This window comes from Streptomyces sp. S3(2020) (assembly GCF_013044505.1).
In the GTDB taxonomy this organism is placed as follows: Bacteria; Actinomycetota; Actinomycetes; order Streptomycetales; family Streptomycetaceae; genus Streptomyces.
In genome coordinates, this window is record NZ_JABERD010000232.1 from 1 (window position 1) to 14,192 (window position 14,192).

The window sequence follows — 14,192 nt, forward strand, 5'->3', positions numbered from 1 at the left end:
GGATGTGTATAAGCGGCAGGCACGGGTGCGGTCGCCATGCGGATCGCCGTCCACCGTGGTCGTGGCCCGGCGCCCGGCGATCCGCATGGCGACCGCACCCGTGCCCGCGACCAGGGCGAGACCGTCGGTCGGGGTGCCGGGGGCGGAGGCGAAGGCGGCCTCGATGTCGCTGCAGAGGGCGAGCGGCCCGGGCGGGATGCCCAGCCGGCGGAGGGCCGCGGTGAGCGCGGTACGGGCGTGGACGTACCCGGGGTCGTCCGCCGAGGCCCCCGTCGCGCCCGCGAACCCGCCGGCCACGGCGACGACCCGGCCCCGTGAAGCCTCCGGCACCGCCGCGGCGATGGCCTCGGTCAGATGGTCGGTGAGCTGCGGTTCCGGGACGGTGAGGGCGTTACCCGGGCCGCCCGAGCCCTCGCCCAGCAGTCGGCCGTCCGCCGCGGACGCGCACATCGCACGGGTGCGGGTGCCGCCCGCGTCGAGACCGACGACGAGGTCGTGCCGCGTGTCGCCCGGGTCCGCCAAGTTCTGGTTCAAATCATTGCCCATCACTGACTATGGTGGTTGATACATTCGCGCAGGACAAGAGCCGACAAGTAACGAACCCCGTACCGACCCCTGTACCGACCCCGTACCGACCCGCGTACCGAACCCGAGGAGGATCCCATCCGTACGCTCCGCTTCGGCGTCAACTACACGCCCCGCCGCGGCTGGTTCCACTCCTGGCAGGACTTCGACCCGGCGCACGCCCGCGAGGACCTGGAGCAGATAGCCGCCCTGGGACTCGACCACGTCCGTGTCTTCCACCTGTGGCCGCTCCTCCAGCCCAACAGGAACGTCATCCGCCCCACCGCCGTCGACCAGCTCACGCGGCTCGTCGACATCGCAGGCGAGGCCGGACTCGACGTCCTCGTGGACGGCGTACAGGGCCATCTGTCGAGCTTCGACTTCTACCCGGAGTGGACCCGCAGCTGGCACCACCGCAACGTCTTCACCGACCCGGACGCCATCGCGGCCCAGGCGGACCTGTTGCGCACCCTCGGCCGCGCCCTGGCCGGCCGCCCCCATCTGCTCGGCCTCCAGCTCGGCAACGAGCTCAACAACCTGGTCGAGCACAACCCGGTGACCCCCGCCGAGGTGGACCACTACCTCGACACCCTGCTGGCCGCCGCCCGCGACGGACTCGGCGAGCGGGGCATGGTCACCCACTCCGCGTACGACGCCGCCTGGTACGGCGACGACCACCCCTTCACCCCCGAGGCCTCGGCCCGCAAGGGTGACCTGACCACGGTCCACCCCTGGGTGTTCTCCGGCGACTGCGCCCGCCGCTACGGCCCCCGCTCGCCGCAGGTGCGCCATCTCGCCGAGTACGGCACCGAGTTGGCGAAGGCCTACGCCGAGGACCCGGCCCGCCCGGTGTGGGTCCAGGAGACGGGCGCCCCCGAACCGCACATCCCGGCCGCCGACGCCCCGGAGTTCGCCCGCGCGACGGTCCGCAACGCCTCCGACTGCGAGGGACTGTGGGGCGTGACCTGGTGGTGCTCGCACGACGTGGACCGCTCCCTCGCGGACTTCCCCGAACTCGAGTACACGCTGGGCCTGTTCGACTCGGCCGGCCGTCGCAAGCCGATCGCCGAGGCGCTGGTGGAGGCGATCAAGGAGCCGCACACACCCCGACCCCGCGCCACCGCCCTGGTGCTGGACTGCACACCGGCCACCCGGTCCGTGTCGGGCCCGGGCGGGGAGTACTTCGAGGAGTGGATGCGGTGGCGCGCGGACGGGGTGCGCCCGGCGGTCGTCCTGGCCGAACGGGCGCGGGACGAGGGGTACTTGGCCGCGCGGGGAATCAAGGAGGTCGTACGACCGTCCTGATCAGCTTCCGGTGAGCACCTCCGCCACCGCCCGCAGGTTCACCCGCCCCCGCCCGTAGGAGCACAGCGCACCACCCTCCGGCAGCCCGGTGTCCACGCGTACCGCGCCGGGCCGCCGGGCCAGGAGGGTGTCGCGCAGCCGGGCCTGCCAGGGGTGGAGCCCGGCATCGCAGGTGGCGACGACGAGGGGCCGTTCGCGGGCCAGTATCCCCTCGACGAGGGCGGCCGGATCCTCCGGTTCACCGGCGACCGCGGTGCCCACGGCCGAGGGGTCGAGGGCACGGACCTCGGTGAGCAGGTCCTCGCCGCCCCAGTTGAGGGCGGGGTGCGGGTGCGGGAACAGGTCGACGACATGGGCGCCGCGCACGGCGGACGGCGCCCCCTGGCCGCGTACGGCCCGGCGCGCGGCCTCCAGCCCGGCATCGGTGTCCCACGCGGCGACCCTCTCGGTGGGCGTCGCGTACCGCTCGGCGAGCCGCCGCACCCGTTCCGCCGCCTCCCACACCCGTTCCTGCGGCAGCACGCCGGAGCGCAGCGCGTCGAGGACCTCGTCCCGGCAGGCGAGCGTGACCTCCAGGTCCGGTACGGCGACGATGACCTGGTCGGCTCCGGCCGCGAGGGCGATCCGCGCCCCGGCCGCCTCCCCGTACTCGTCCGCGATCGCCTTCATCTCCAGGGCGTCGCTGACCAGGACGCCGTCGAAACCGAGGTCGTGCCGGAGCAGGTCGCCGAGGATGCGGCGGCTGAGGGTGGCGGGCCGGTTGGCGTCCAGCGCCGGGAAGACGACGTGCGCGCTCATCAGCATCGGCACCCCCGCGGCGACGGCGGCACGGAACGGCTCCAGGTCGGCGCGGAGCGCGTCGTACGGCCGCGGGTCGACCGCGATGCCGTGGTGGCTGTCGGTGTCGGTGCCGCCGTGGCCCGGGAAGTGCTTGGCGCAGGAGGCGATGGAGCGTGCCTCGGTGGCGGTGATCCAGGCCCGCAGGTGCCGGGCGGCCACCTCGGGGTCGGCGCCGAAGGAGCGGGTGCGCACGATCGGGTTGCTCGGCAGGTGCTGGAGGTCGGCGACGGGGGCGTAGGAGACGCTGATGCCGAGGGTCGCCAGATGCCCGGCGAGCGCGTCGGCGCAGCGTGCGGTCAGGTTGGGGTCGTCGGCGACGCCGAGGGCGTAGGAGCCGGGCACCTCGGGGGCGCCCGCGGCCACCAGGTGTCCGATGCCGCCGCCCTCGTTGTCGATGGCGACCAGCAGATCCGGCCGGATCGCCCGCAGCGCGTCGGTGAGCTCGCGGACCTGCTCCGCGTCCCGCACGTTGCGGGTGAACAGGATGACCCCGCCGAGACCCCGGTCAACCAGCCGTTTCAGGGTGTCGGGGAAGGTGGTGGTGCCGTCGAACCCGGCGACGAGACAACGGTGCGCCGCCTCGTCCAGGTCGGACGGGAGGACGGGGCCGGTGGCCGGGAGCACTGAAGGGGTCACATCCGGATTCTTCTGGCTGATTCAGCCGGAAGTCAACATCACGATGGATAGTTTGATTCACCACACGTTTGTTCGCCGCCGGACCGTGACCTCCCGTGGGCCCGCCGGGGCTCAGCCGGCGATCCGCTCCTTCTCCGACGCCGACCGGGTCGGTGCCGTGTCGCGGCCGGCGTCGCGCATCCGGCCGTAGGCGTAGACGCAGCCGGCCAGGGCGAGGTCGGACAGGAGCATGAAGCCGATGGAGTAGGAGTCCTTGGCGCTGTAGACCGCGCCCATGACCAGCGGGGGGACGAAACCGCCGAGGCCGCCGACCGCGCCGACGATGCCGGTCACACTGCCGACCTGCGGCTGCGGGGTGACCCGGGCGACCAGGGCGAAGACCGCGCCGCTGGTGGCGCCGAGGGCGGCCGCCATCACCAGGAGGCAGACCGTGGCGCCCGGCATCAGGGCCGGGTCGAAGGCCTGGACGACCCCCAGGACCGCCACCGCGCCCAGCGCCCAGGCGGTGACCACGGCCGGGTGGATCCGGTCCGACAGCCACCCGCCGATCGGCCGGAACACCACCGCGACCAGGGCGAACCCTGCGGCCCTGGTGCCCGCGTCGGTGGCGTCGAGCTCGTACCAGGTCTTCAGATACGTGGGCAGATAGACACCGAACGCGACGATGCCGCCGAACCCGATCGCGTACAGGGCGGACAGCTCCCAGGTCACCCGCAGCCGGCCGGCCTGGCCAAGGCGTGTGGTGAGCGGGGTGGACGGGCCGGGCCGGTCGGGGCGGTCGTTGATCAGGAAGTAGGCGAGCACGGCGTAGACGGCGAGGGCGATCGCCAGGACGACGAACGGCAGGTTCTCGCTGTGCCGGTACATGCGGGGCGTGAAGTAGCCGGACAGGGCGACACCGCCCATTCCCATCCCGAAGACGCCGAGCGCCGCTCCCCGCTGCCGGGGCGGGAACCAGGAGTTGACGAGCGGGACACCGATGGCGAAGGTCGTGCCGCCGAGGCCGAGCACGAAACCGACGGCGATCAGCGCCAGGTAGGAGTCATGGGCCGGGACGAGCAGCAGCACCGGCACGATCGTCAGGGCGCTGACCAGCGGAAACATGATCCGCGCCCCGTAGCGGTCGGTGAGCGCGCCCACCGGCACCCGTCCGAGGGAACCGACCAGCACGGGGATGGCGACCAGTTCCGACTGTGCGAAGGACGACATGTGCAGTTCGTCGTCGAAGTCTGCGGCCAGCGGGGCGATGAGGTTCCACGCCCAGAAGGTGAGCGTGAAACCGACGGTGGCCACCACGAGGTTGCGCCAGGCGGCAGCGGTGGGACGGTCGTCGCCGGACATCGCCGCGTCGGTCATACGTGCTCCCAGACTCCGTGATCCCCCGTCCATGACGGCACGACTCGGGACGCCGGGCAACTTTTCGCAGCGGCTCTTTACCGTGCTGGATCTTGAGCGCTACGACGGTGTCCGGGTCGAATGGAACGATGGACACCGCATTCAGCGCATTCACCGACGCCTTCGAGGACATTCCCCCCACCACCCTCGCCGACCTGCTGGGCCGCGAGCAGGTCATGGACATCGGCATCCGCCCCCTGTGGGACGCGCCGCGCGTCGCGGGCCCCGCGTACACGGTGCGCTGCGAGCCCGGCGACAACCTGATGCTGCACGCCGCGATCCATCGCGCCGAGCCCGGTGCGGTCGTCGTGGTCGAGTCGGGCGACCTGGACTACGCGCTGGCCGGCGGCAACGTCTGTGCCGTGGCCCGGCGCCGGGGCATCGCGGCCTTCGTGCTCGACGGCCTCATCCGCGACCTCGCCGAGGTCCGGGAGGCCGCCTTCCCGGTCTTCGCCCGCGGAGTCATCCCGATCCCCGGCACCAAGAACCGACTCGGCACCCTCGGCGAACCGGTCCGCGTCGGCGGCGTCCTGATCCACCCCGGCGACATCGTGGTCGCCGACGAGGAGGGCATCGTCATCACCCCGGCCGCCCGCCGCGACGAGATCCTCACGGCAGCCCGGACACAACTCACCAAGGAGGCGGAGGAACCCCTGCCCACCTGGGAGACGAACCACCGGTCCCGCATCAAGGAGACACTGCGCGAACTGGGCTTCACCGGCTGACGTCCCGTCGGGCCTCCTAGTCCTTCACGGGGTCGAGTTCCTCGGTGAACGTCACCGCCAGGGTCGCCTCGAATCCGGTGCCCCGGACCGGGACGCGCCACTCACCTTCCTGCACCGGTCCGACGGCCCGCGTCACGCCCGAGGCCCGATCGCGGGTGGCGGCCGCCAACTCCTCCCCGGTGTCCGCGAGATGTTCTTCACCGGTGTGCAGATACAGCGCGGGCCCGCCACCGTCCTCCGCCAGCAGCTGGAGGTAGTACTGCTTGCGGAAGACGACGTTGTCCGAGAACCCGACGCCGAACGAGTCGCGTTCGCCGAGGTACACGTCGAGGCGGAACACCAGCCCCGACGCCCGGTCCGAGGTCGCGGGCCGGACGGTGCGGTCGACCCAGCCCTCCCAGATCAGCCGGCCGGGTCCGGCCCAGCCGGTCGTCCGGTCTCCCTCGGCCGACAAGGGCTGGTGCAACTCCCCTTCCAGAGGGGGCGGTCCATCGGTGAGTTCCTTCGCGTGGAACGGGCCGTAGCAGTTCTCCGCCTCGGGGCTCTGGTGGAACAGGTCGAAGTCGACTCCCCGCGGTTTCACCGAGACGCCGAAGTAGAACTCGCTGCGGCCGAAGAAGTCCTTGCCGCGCAGCACTTCGGCCTCTTCGAGGCACAGCCGCACATGGTGGGTGCCGTGGAAGAACCGCATGGCGATCTCGAACGCCTCGCGCGAGGTGATGAGTGAGTCCGGTCCACCGTGGCACTTGTGCACGAACGTCCTCGGCGCGCCCGGCAGTTGGGCGGAGGCCTGCTTCACCAGTCCGTCGCTCCGGTTGTAGACCAGGCCGCCGCCGTCGGTCAGGCTCACGATCCGGTTCGCCAGCGAGGCCACCGCGACACCGAAGCCGCGGTAGTCCGTGCCCACGACCGTCAGGACGCGCCGGACGGGGAACCAGCCGTCCCACCGCCTGAACTCCGTGCTGTCCGGATCGAACGCCGCGAGTTCGTCCGCCGCCGCGCCGATCCCCGGCAGGAGCTCCACGAGTCCGCGCGGCAGCACCTGGAAGGCGATGCCCCGGTGCGGGGTGCCCAGCGTCACGATCCGGTGCACCAGCTCCCGGGCGCCCGGCTCCCCCGCGGGGGCGGCCCTCATCTGCCGGAGCGCGTCGCGTACGACGAGCCCGCCCATGCTGTGCGCCACGATGTCGACACCCGGGAACGGCTCCCCGTCCGTGCCGTTGCGGACCGCGGCGGCCCGCCTGATGATCTCGATCAGACGCACCAGCCCCGCCCCGTACCCCTCGATCGTCCTCGGTTCGAGGTCGTAGTAGCGGTAGATCCACAGCGTCCCGCCCACCCCGTCCCTCAGCACGCGCTCCGCCATGCCCGGATCGAGGACCACGTTTCCGGACAGGAGATCGTCGTCCCAGTCCCACTCACCCGGCGGCACGGGCTGCGGCCGGGCGTAGTAGCCGACGACGTTGGTGGCGTCCCGGTAGGGATGCTCCAGATACTTCAACGCCCGCAGCACGAAGCCCTCGTAGATGAAGTTCTCACCGCGCCGACCGGGATACACGGTCCCTTCGTTGAAGCCCTGATAGGCATTGCGCCGAACGCCACCGACATCCGGTCCGCCGAACCCCCGCACCAGAATCAACGGCCGTACGAAAGCGGTCATCGCGCCCTCCCCCGTTCGTGAACCCGGGCACCTCCGCTGTCCCGCCCTACCAGAGTCCCGGACGCGTGAACACACCGACGCCCGGCAACTACGTCCTAACCCAGGACCGTTCAGGGGCCCATGCGCAGAGACCGTGCGTCCGACGACGTACCGACGCCTTCCCCCATCGCGCGCCACCCCGCCCGACCGGAACCACCCACCGACGCACCCCGCCCGCCAAGAGGCAGCGCGGTACGGGCCGCCCTGATCACCGGCGGACTCGGTCTGGCACCGCTGCTCCTGGGCTTTCTGGGCCTGCCGGCGGCCATCACGTCGCCGACGGCGACCCGGCCGACCAGGACGGTCACCATGACGACCACGGAGACGGCCACGGAGACGGTGCCACCATCGCCGGATGCCACGACGACCCCGGGCCCGACCGAACGGCCGTCCACCACGCCAGAGCCGTCCTCCACGGGCCGGCCGCGGACCTGGCAAGGCCGCGTCACGCTCGTCTCGACCTTCACCGACTTCGACGCAATCCCGCCCTCGCCCGGCACCTGCCCTTCCCTCATCGACGGGGCCGACGAACGACAGCGGCACGGGCGAGGATGTTCGGACCGAATCCAGCCATTCCCTACCTTGCCCCACCCTTGATCGGCACAATGCTGTTGTGCCTGACTACACGGAGCTGACCCTCACGGACGGGGCAACCGTCCGATTGGAGCTGGCCGCGGTCGGTGAACCTCCCGCCGTCGATTCCCCCTGCACGACTGAGGAGTTACCGGACGGCTTCGGCAGTGAAGTGCCCGTGGGCACCGGCCGACGGCGGATGGCCACTCTCGCCACCGATGCTCTGCGGAATGTGCTCAGTCCTCTCGGGCCGCTTCTTCAGGAGGTCCATGATTCGGTCTGTGCCATCACCGATCCGCCGGACGAGATCAGCGTCGAGTTCGGCGTCCAGATCGGCCAGGACCTGAAGATCGGCATCGTGGGCGCCCAGGGCCAGGCCGCGATGACCGTCTCGGCGACCTGGCGGACAACCCGACCACGGGGCTGAGCCATGGGATGGTTCCGTCCGAGCGGTGCTCCCGCTCCCATCGTCTCCGTGCTGCGCCGGGGCGAGACCAGGGCTGCGGGTGCCGCCGCCCTCATCTCCCGCCATCGGGTACTGACATGCGCCCACGTCGTCAATGACGCGCTGGGACGGGACGACCTGCTGAGCCCGGCCCCCCCGCCCGCCGTGGACATCGCCGTCGTGTTCCGCCATGGGTACGAGGCTCCTCAACAACGCGTCGCCCGGGTGTCGTTGTGGATCTCGCCGCCGGTCCGCACCGCCGCCTCCACGGGCGGAGATCTGGCCGTTCTGGAACTCAGCGAGGCCGCCCCCGAATGGTTGACTCCCGTCAACTGGGGTGAAATGGCCGAAGGTCAGCCGTTGCGTGCCTGGCACGGCAGCGGGCAGCGGATCACCTACGCCGACACCGAGGTGAAACTGTGTGACGGCCGGATCGCCTACCTCGACGCCGCACTGACGGGTGCGGCCATCGGGCCGGGGTACAGCGGCGGTCCTCTCTGGTCGCGGGAACAGCCGGTGGCCGTGGGCCTGGTGGCGGCGCATGTCATGCCGGACGGAACTCCCTTCGACGGGCAGCGGACGGTGCGCCGCAGCCGTGCCCTGCCGTGGCAGGCCGTGCGCGACGAGTTGGTCAGGGCCGGGGCCTCGGACGTACTGGAGGAGTGCTCGGTCCTGCCCGCCGCCTCGGCGCCCACCCGGGCCGAGGAAGACCTCCTGCCCCTGCTGTGGCCGCTACTCGCGGACCCCGCCACGCGTGCGGACCATGCCCGCACACTGGCACGACAACTCGGCTACACCGCGCCCGACGACGACTCGGCACCGTCCGTTCCCGAGCTCGCGGCCCTGCTGTCGACCCACAGCCGGGCGCTGGCAACCCTCAGCGAGTCACTGGCTCCGGGCCTGGCGGACGACAAGGCACGGACCGCGCTGACCCGTCTCCTCCTGCACGGCCGGTTCACCGGCATCACCTCGTTGCTGTCGGTGGGCGAACACCACCGGCTCCTGGCGGAGTTGCGAGAGATCGTCGGGACCGATCCCACCCTGATGCCGCGCGCGGCCCGGGAGGCCCTGCGATTCACGCCGCTGCCCGAGGTCCTGCACGCGGTCCGGTTGCCCGTCGACGACATCGCCCATGCCGTAGGGGAGTTGGAGGCCGTTTCGGACAGCGCTCCGGTGCCGGCCGGGACGCCGCAGGTGCCGGCCCTGCTGTATCTCGTCGAGTGCGTCGCCGCGGCGGCGGGCGGACCTGCGGAGGCCGAACTGCGGGGATGGAACGAGCGGGTGACCGACCGTCTCGGCATTCACCCGTCCGCTCTCGCGCAACGCCGTGTCGACGCACTGCGCTGGGCCGCCCACCGCCCCTCGCCGGTCTGCAACATCCACGTGCGGCTGTACCGGAACACCAGCGACCCCGACGGGGAGTTCCGGTGCAAACTCTGGCTCCTCCGCAAGGACGGCCTACCGACTCCGCTCCCCTCCTCGGAGAGCACACCGCGCACGGCGGATGAGGTCGCGAGGCTCGTCCGGGACGCGATCGACGGCATCCGGACGGAACCCGGCCAAGAACACCATGCCCCGCGCGTGACCGCCGTCGTGGACCGCGGAGGACTGCACCTGCCCGTCGACGAGTGGAACCCGGGCCCGCACAACACCTTCGTTCCCGGCCTGCCGATTGGTGCGGCCTTCCAACTCACGCTGAGCTGCCCGGAGATGAGCGACCTGGTGCGCACCCGGGACGCCGAGCAACACCGCCGATGGGCGAGCGGGCAGGGAGCACCCCTGATCGTCGACCCCGACTGCAGCCCTGAGCGTCTCACCCTGCTGCTGCAGCACGGTCACCGCGACACCGCCCAGGTTGTGCTGCACGGGCCGCCCGGCGATCGTGCCCGATTCCTGGAACTGTGCCTCGCGCTGGGCGTCCCGGTGGTGCTGTGGGACCGCACGGCGGAGGACCACAAGCATGCGCACCGGCTCGACCCGGTGCAGCCCACCGGGCCACTGCACGGTCTGCCCGAGCGGGTGAGGAGCTTCCGGGGTGATGCCTACGGCGACTCGCCCCGGCACCCGGCCAGACCGTCGCTGGTGTGGGAGGACACCGACCCGTCCCCGACAGGCGGGCTGCAACTGCTGGACCCCTCGGAAGGAAGCGTCCTCGCATGACAGCGACCGGCACCTCGACGAGCACCTCGGACGGCGACTGGCGGCTGTTCCGAGGTGACGGAACCCCACGCCATGTGCACATCCCCGAAGCCCCACCGTGGCGCCGGTTCACCCCGTCCCACCAGAGCTCCGCCCGGCCGACGCCCTACCTCATCGGTGCGGCCGAGGCCGACGTCGTGAACGCGGCCCTCCATCTGCGTCGGCCGCTGCTGGTGACGGGATATCCGGGCACCGGCAAGTCCTCCCTGGCCTATGCCGTGGCGCACGAACTCGGCCTCGGCCGCGTTCTGCACTGGCCCATCAACAGCCGCTCGACCCTCCAGGAGGCTCTGTACCGCTACGACGCCGTCGCCCGGCTCCGGGAGGCGAACCTGCGTCGTGAACGTCACGACTCCGAGCCCGGGATCGGCAGTTACGTCCGTCTGGGCCCCCTGGGAACCGCCCTGGTCCCCCGCGACCGGCCCCGGGTACTGCTGGCCGACGAGTTGGACAAGGGGGACGTGGATCTGCCCAACGACCTGCTGACCGTCTTCGAGGAGGGCGAGTTCGAGGTGCCGGAACTCGCCAGGCTGACGGAGGACGAGGCCACGGTCCAGGTCCTGACCGACGACCCGGACGATCAGGTTCCGGTCGTCCGGGGCAGGGTCCGCTGCACGGAGTTCCCCGTCGTGGTCATCACCAGCAACGGGGAGCGCGAGTTCCCTCCGGCATTCCTCCGGCGCTGCATCCGCCTCGACCTGCCCGAGCCGGACGAGGAGAGACTGCGCGACATCGTCAAGGCGCATCTGGGAGCCGCCGCTCTGGAGGACGTCGACGATCTGGTGCGGGAGTTCCTGGGGCGACGCGCGCCAGGTGAGCTGGCCACCGACCAACTGCTCAACGCGGTCTTCCTCCGCAAGGGAGGGGTGGATCTCGATGCCGACGGCCTGTTGAACGCCGTACTGCACCGACTCGGCCGGGCGGTGTAGCGACGTGCCGGGCCGACTGCGGCGGGTGCTGGCCGACAGCGGGGTGGAGCTCTCCGACGAGGAGCTGCTGGACGTTCTGTGGCTGGCAGCACGCCTGCCGCAGGACGAGGGTCCGCTGGTACGGGCGTTGCGTCGCCCGCATTCCGCTCCCCCCGCCGTCTCCGAGGAGCATCCGCCGTCAGCCGCGGACAGTGCCGGCACGCCGCCGGATCCGCCCTCGCTTCCTTCCGAGGACGCATCACGACAGCCCGGCGAACCGCTGCACGCCTCGGGCACGGGCGGAGCCTCGAACCTCGACACCCGGAGCCGCCCGGGGCGCTCGGCCCGGTCCGTGCGGGCGCCCGGGAGGAAGTCCCTGGGGACCCACGAACTTCCACTCGGCAGAGCCCTGCGGCCACTGAAACAGCGGCTGCCGGACCTCCGCAGGCAAGAACTGGACGAGACCCGCACCGTCACCGCCATGGCCGAGACGGGACTCCCCGATCCCGTACTGCGCCCGGCGCGCACCCGCTGGCTCAGCCTCGCCCTGTTGGTGGACGACGGCGTGTCCATGCTGCTCTGGCAGCGACTGGCTTCGGAGCTGCGGGCACTGCTGGAACGCAGTGGCGCGTTCCGCCGCCTTCGTGTGTACGGCCTGGACAGCAGGGGTCCGAAGGCACCCGTGCTGCGCGGTCGCCCCTACAGCGACGGCGGTGTGTCCTTACCGCCGTCCATCGTGAACGATCCCACCGGAAACACCCTGGTCCTCATCGTCAGCGATGGCGTGGGCACGGCCTGGCAGGACGGAAGGATGGGGAAGGCGGCACGGGCGTGGGCACGGCATGGGCCCACGGCGATCGTGCATACCCTGCCCACCCGTCTGTGGCAGGGATCGGGCATCCGGGCCCAGCAGTGGCAGGTGACGACCCGGCATCGTGGCGGGCCGACCACCGCCTGGCAGGTGGCGGATCCGGTGCTGCCCGCGGACCTGGTGTCCTACGAAAGCGTCCCGGTACCGGTCCTGGAGCCGGAGCCGACGGCGGTGGGACTGTGGGCGCGCGTGGTCGCGTCGCCGGGGACCACCGTCACGTTGCCCCTGCTGGCGGACGGCGCACTGCCCGCCGCACGCCCGTACGCCGACACTCGACAGACCGACGCCGGGGACGCCGTGCTGCGTTTCCGCCATGCGGCGTCGCCGGAGGCCTACCGGCTGGCGGCCCACCTCGCGGCGGTCGCGCCGGTGTCGGTGCCGGTCATGCGTCTGGTGCAGGCCGCGTTGGGCCCGCCGACGGACATCGGGCATCTCGCGGAAGTCCTGCTCGGCGGCCTGATGCGACGTGCCGACCCGGCCGACTCTGCCCAGCCGGCTCGGCACCGTGCCTTCGACTTCTCGGAGGAGGCCCGGCAGATCCTCCTGGGGACGGTGCCGGCGCACGAGCTGCTGCGCAACACTGCCGCCATCACGGACCAGCTCGGCCGACTGGTCGGCCGCTCACCGGACTTCCCGGCCTGGCTCGCCCACCCCGACGGCACCGACCGTCTGAGTGACGACAGCCGGCCCTTCACCTGGCTGGACACCCGGTTGATGACACGACTGGGCGTGCGTCCCCCGGCCACCCCGCCCGCTGCCGGGTCCGAGATCACGTCGGAGATGCGGTACGTCGTGCCGAACAACCCACCGGTGGTCCACACCCCGTTGCTGATCCTGGGCCGCTACCGGCTGCTCGATCTGATCGGGCGCGGCGGCATGGGCGAGGTGTGGCGGGCGCGCGACGAGTCGCTGGGCCGTCAAGTCGCCGTGAAGTGCCTCAATCCGCGGGGCCTGTCCCGTGACCCGGCCTTCGCCCGGGTGTTGCGCGAGCGGTTCCGTCGCGAGGCGCGGGTGGCCGCCGCCCTCCAGCATCGCGGGGTCACCGTCGTCCATGACTTCGGGGAGTCCGACGGAATCCTGTACCTCGTCATGGAGTTGCTGGAGGGCCGCAACCTCGACCAGCTCCTGGAGGACCACGAGGAGCATCGGCTGCCGATCGCGGAAGTCGAGGAGATCGCCGAGCAGACGGCCGCGGCCCTGGTTTACACGCACGCCCAAGGCATCGTCCACCGCGACCTCAAGCCCGCGGACATCATGCGGCTGACCGACGGCACGGTGAAGATCTGCGATTTCGGCATCGCCCGCCTGGGACACGACATGGCCATCGACTCCGACCTCGACACCGGCGACCTCGCGCTGGGCACCCCGCACTACATGTCGCCCGAGCAGATCGGCGGCTCCGAGATCGACCGGCGCAGCGATCTGTACTCGCTGGGATGCGTGCTGTACGAGATCGCCACCGGCGTGCCCCCGTTCGACCTCGACGACACCTGGGCCATCCTCGTCGCCCACCGCGACACCCAGCCCCGGCCACCACGCGGCCTCCGTCCCGACATGCCGGAGTACCTCAACAGACTCATCCTGGACCTGCTGGCCAAAAGGCCCGAACACCGCCCGCGCGACGCCTACGAGTTGTGCCATCGCATCCGGGCCGGACGCACCATGCCCGCCTCGGTGCAGGATGCGCAGGAGGAACCCGCGTCGGACGAGCCGCAACTCCCGTCCTGGGCACGAGGCATGACCGCCGGGCACCAGGCCACGGGCACGGAACCGGGCGCCGCACCGCCGGACGACATAAGGGAGATCTCGAGACAGTGGACCTCGGGACAGCCCGTGCCTGACGGTCGGAGGTCGGCGACGGCCCCAGCTCTCCGCCCGTCGGCCGAGACTCTCACCTCCCTGGCCGGACGGCACAACGCGGGGCTCAGCCTGGGCCGGCTCGGCCGCTGGGCGGAGGCCGGTGAGGTGCACCGCGCGGTGGCCGCAGAGCGCGAGCACCTGCTCGGCCCCGACCACCCGGACACCCTCGCCA

At 71.6% G+C, this 14,192-nt stretch carries 10 protein-coding genes and 2 pseudogenes; 7 read left to right on the plus strand and 5 right to left on the minus strand.

The window, feature by feature from the left end:
• A pseudogene (locus HLK59_RS41815) lies at positions 1-546 on the minus strand (ATPase); the annotation flags it as partial.
• A gap of 69 nt (positions 547-615) precedes the next feature.
• Here HLK59_RS41815 and HLK59_RS41820 point away from each other — a divergent pair.
• The gene (locus tag HLK59_RS41820; RefSeq protein WP_171146902.1) at positions 616-1,869 is read left to right on the plus strand and encodes a cellulase family glycosylhydrolase; all 1,254 of its coding nucleotides are present in this window, start codon (positions 616-618) and stop codon (positions 1,867-1,869) included.
• Here the strand turns inward: HLK59_RS41820 and HLK59_RS41825 are convergent, their stop codons facing one another.
• Positions 1,870-3,345: a glycoside hydrolase family 3 protein gene (locus HLK59_RS41825; protein WP_171146895.1), complete on the minus strand. Its 1,476-nt coding sequence runs from the start codon at positions 3,343-3,345 to the stop codon at positions 1,870-1,872.
• Positions 3,346-3,456: 111 nt separating this feature from the next.
• Positions 3,457-4,701 carry an MFS transporter gene (locus HLK59_RS41830; protein WP_240982950.1) on the minus strand — a complete coding sequence of 415 codons (1,245 nt, stop codon included), beginning with the start codon at positions 4,699-4,701 and terminating at the stop codon, positions 3,457-3,459.
• A gap of 128 nt (positions 4,702-4,829) precedes the next feature.
• Between HLK59_RS41830 and HLK59_RS41835 the strand changes: the two genes are divergently transcribed.
• Complete coding sequence (locus tag HLK59_RS41835; protein ID WP_171146896.1) at positions 4,830-5,465, plus strand: RraA family protein; 636 nt, start codon at positions 4,830-4,832, stop codon at positions 5,463-5,465.
• Positions 5,466-5,481: 16 nt separating this feature from the next.
• On the opposite strand, the gene HLK59_RS41840 is transcribed toward HLK59_RS41835, so the two are convergent.
• Positions 5,482-7,125 carry a hypothetical protein gene (locus HLK59_RS41840; RefSeq protein WP_171146897.1) on the minus strand — a complete coding sequence of 548 codons (1,644 nt, stop codon included), beginning with the start codon at positions 7,123-7,125 and terminating at the stop codon, positions 5,482-5,484.
• A gap of 110 nt (positions 7,126-7,235) precedes the next feature.
• Positions 7,236-7,613, minus strand: a complete 378-nt coding sequence (locus HLK59_RS41845; RefSeq protein ID WP_171146898.1) for a hypothetical protein — start codon at positions 7,611-7,613, stop codon at positions 7,236-7,238.
• Positions 7,614-7,777: 164 nt separating this feature from the next.
• On the opposite strand from HLK59_RS41845, the gene HLK59_RS41850 reads away from it, so the two are divergent.
• The 5 genes and pseudogenes from HLK59_RS41850 to HLK59_RS41865 all read left to right on the plus strand — a co-directional run.
• Positions 7,778-8,164: a CU044_2847 family protein gene (locus HLK59_RS41850; RefSeq protein WP_171146899.1), complete on the plus strand. Its 387-nt coding sequence runs from the start codon at positions 7,778-7,780 to the stop codon at positions 8,162-8,164.
• Positions 8,165-8,167: 3 nt separating this feature from the next.
• Positions 8,168-10,342: a trypsin-like peptidase domain-containing protein gene (locus tag HLK59_RS41855; protein WP_171146900.1), complete on the plus strand. Its 2,175-nt coding sequence runs from the start codon at positions 8,168-8,170 to the stop codon at positions 10,340-10,342.
• A complete protein-coding gene (locus HLK59_RS41860) occupies positions 10,339-11,310 on the plus strand; it encodes a MoxR family ATPase (RefSeq protein WP_171146901.1) in 972 nt (323 codons plus the stop codon). Before HLK59_RS41855 ends, HLK59_RS41860 begins: the two co-directional genes overlap by 4 nt.
• 43 nt (positions 11,311-11,353) lie before the next feature.
• Positions 11,354-12,709 (plus strand): annotated as a pseudogene (locus tag HLK59_RS52160) (SAV_2336 N-terminal domain-related protein); the annotation flags it as partial.
• A 231-nt stretch (positions 12,710-12,940) separates the two neighbouring features.
• The coding region (locus tag HLK59_RS41865) for a serine/threonine-protein kinase (RefSeq protein WP_171146904.1) at positions 12,941-14,192 on the plus strand (1,252 nt) is incomplete at its 3' end.

Coding starts and splice junctions, on each gene's coding strand:
- HLK59_RS41840 (WP_171146897.1), bottom strand. CDS start 7,125: ATGACCGCTTTCGTACGGCCGTTGATTCTGGTGCGGGGGTTCGGCGGA.
- HLK59_RS41860 (WP_171146901.1), top strand. CDS start 10,339: ATGACAGCGACCGGCACCTCGACGAGCACCTCGGACGGCGACTGGCGG.
- HLK59_RS41835 (WP_171146896.1), top strand. CDS start 4,830: ATGGACACCGCATTCAGCGCATTCACCGACGCCTTCGAGGACATTCCC.
- HLK59_RS41855 (WP_171146900.1), top strand. CDS start 8,168: ATGGGATGGTTCCGTCCGAGCGGTGCTCCCGCTCCCATCGTCTCCGTG.
- HLK59_RS41830 (WP_240982950.1), bottom strand. CDS start 4,701: ATGACCGACGCGGCGATGTCCGGCGACGACCGTCCCACCGCTGCCGCC.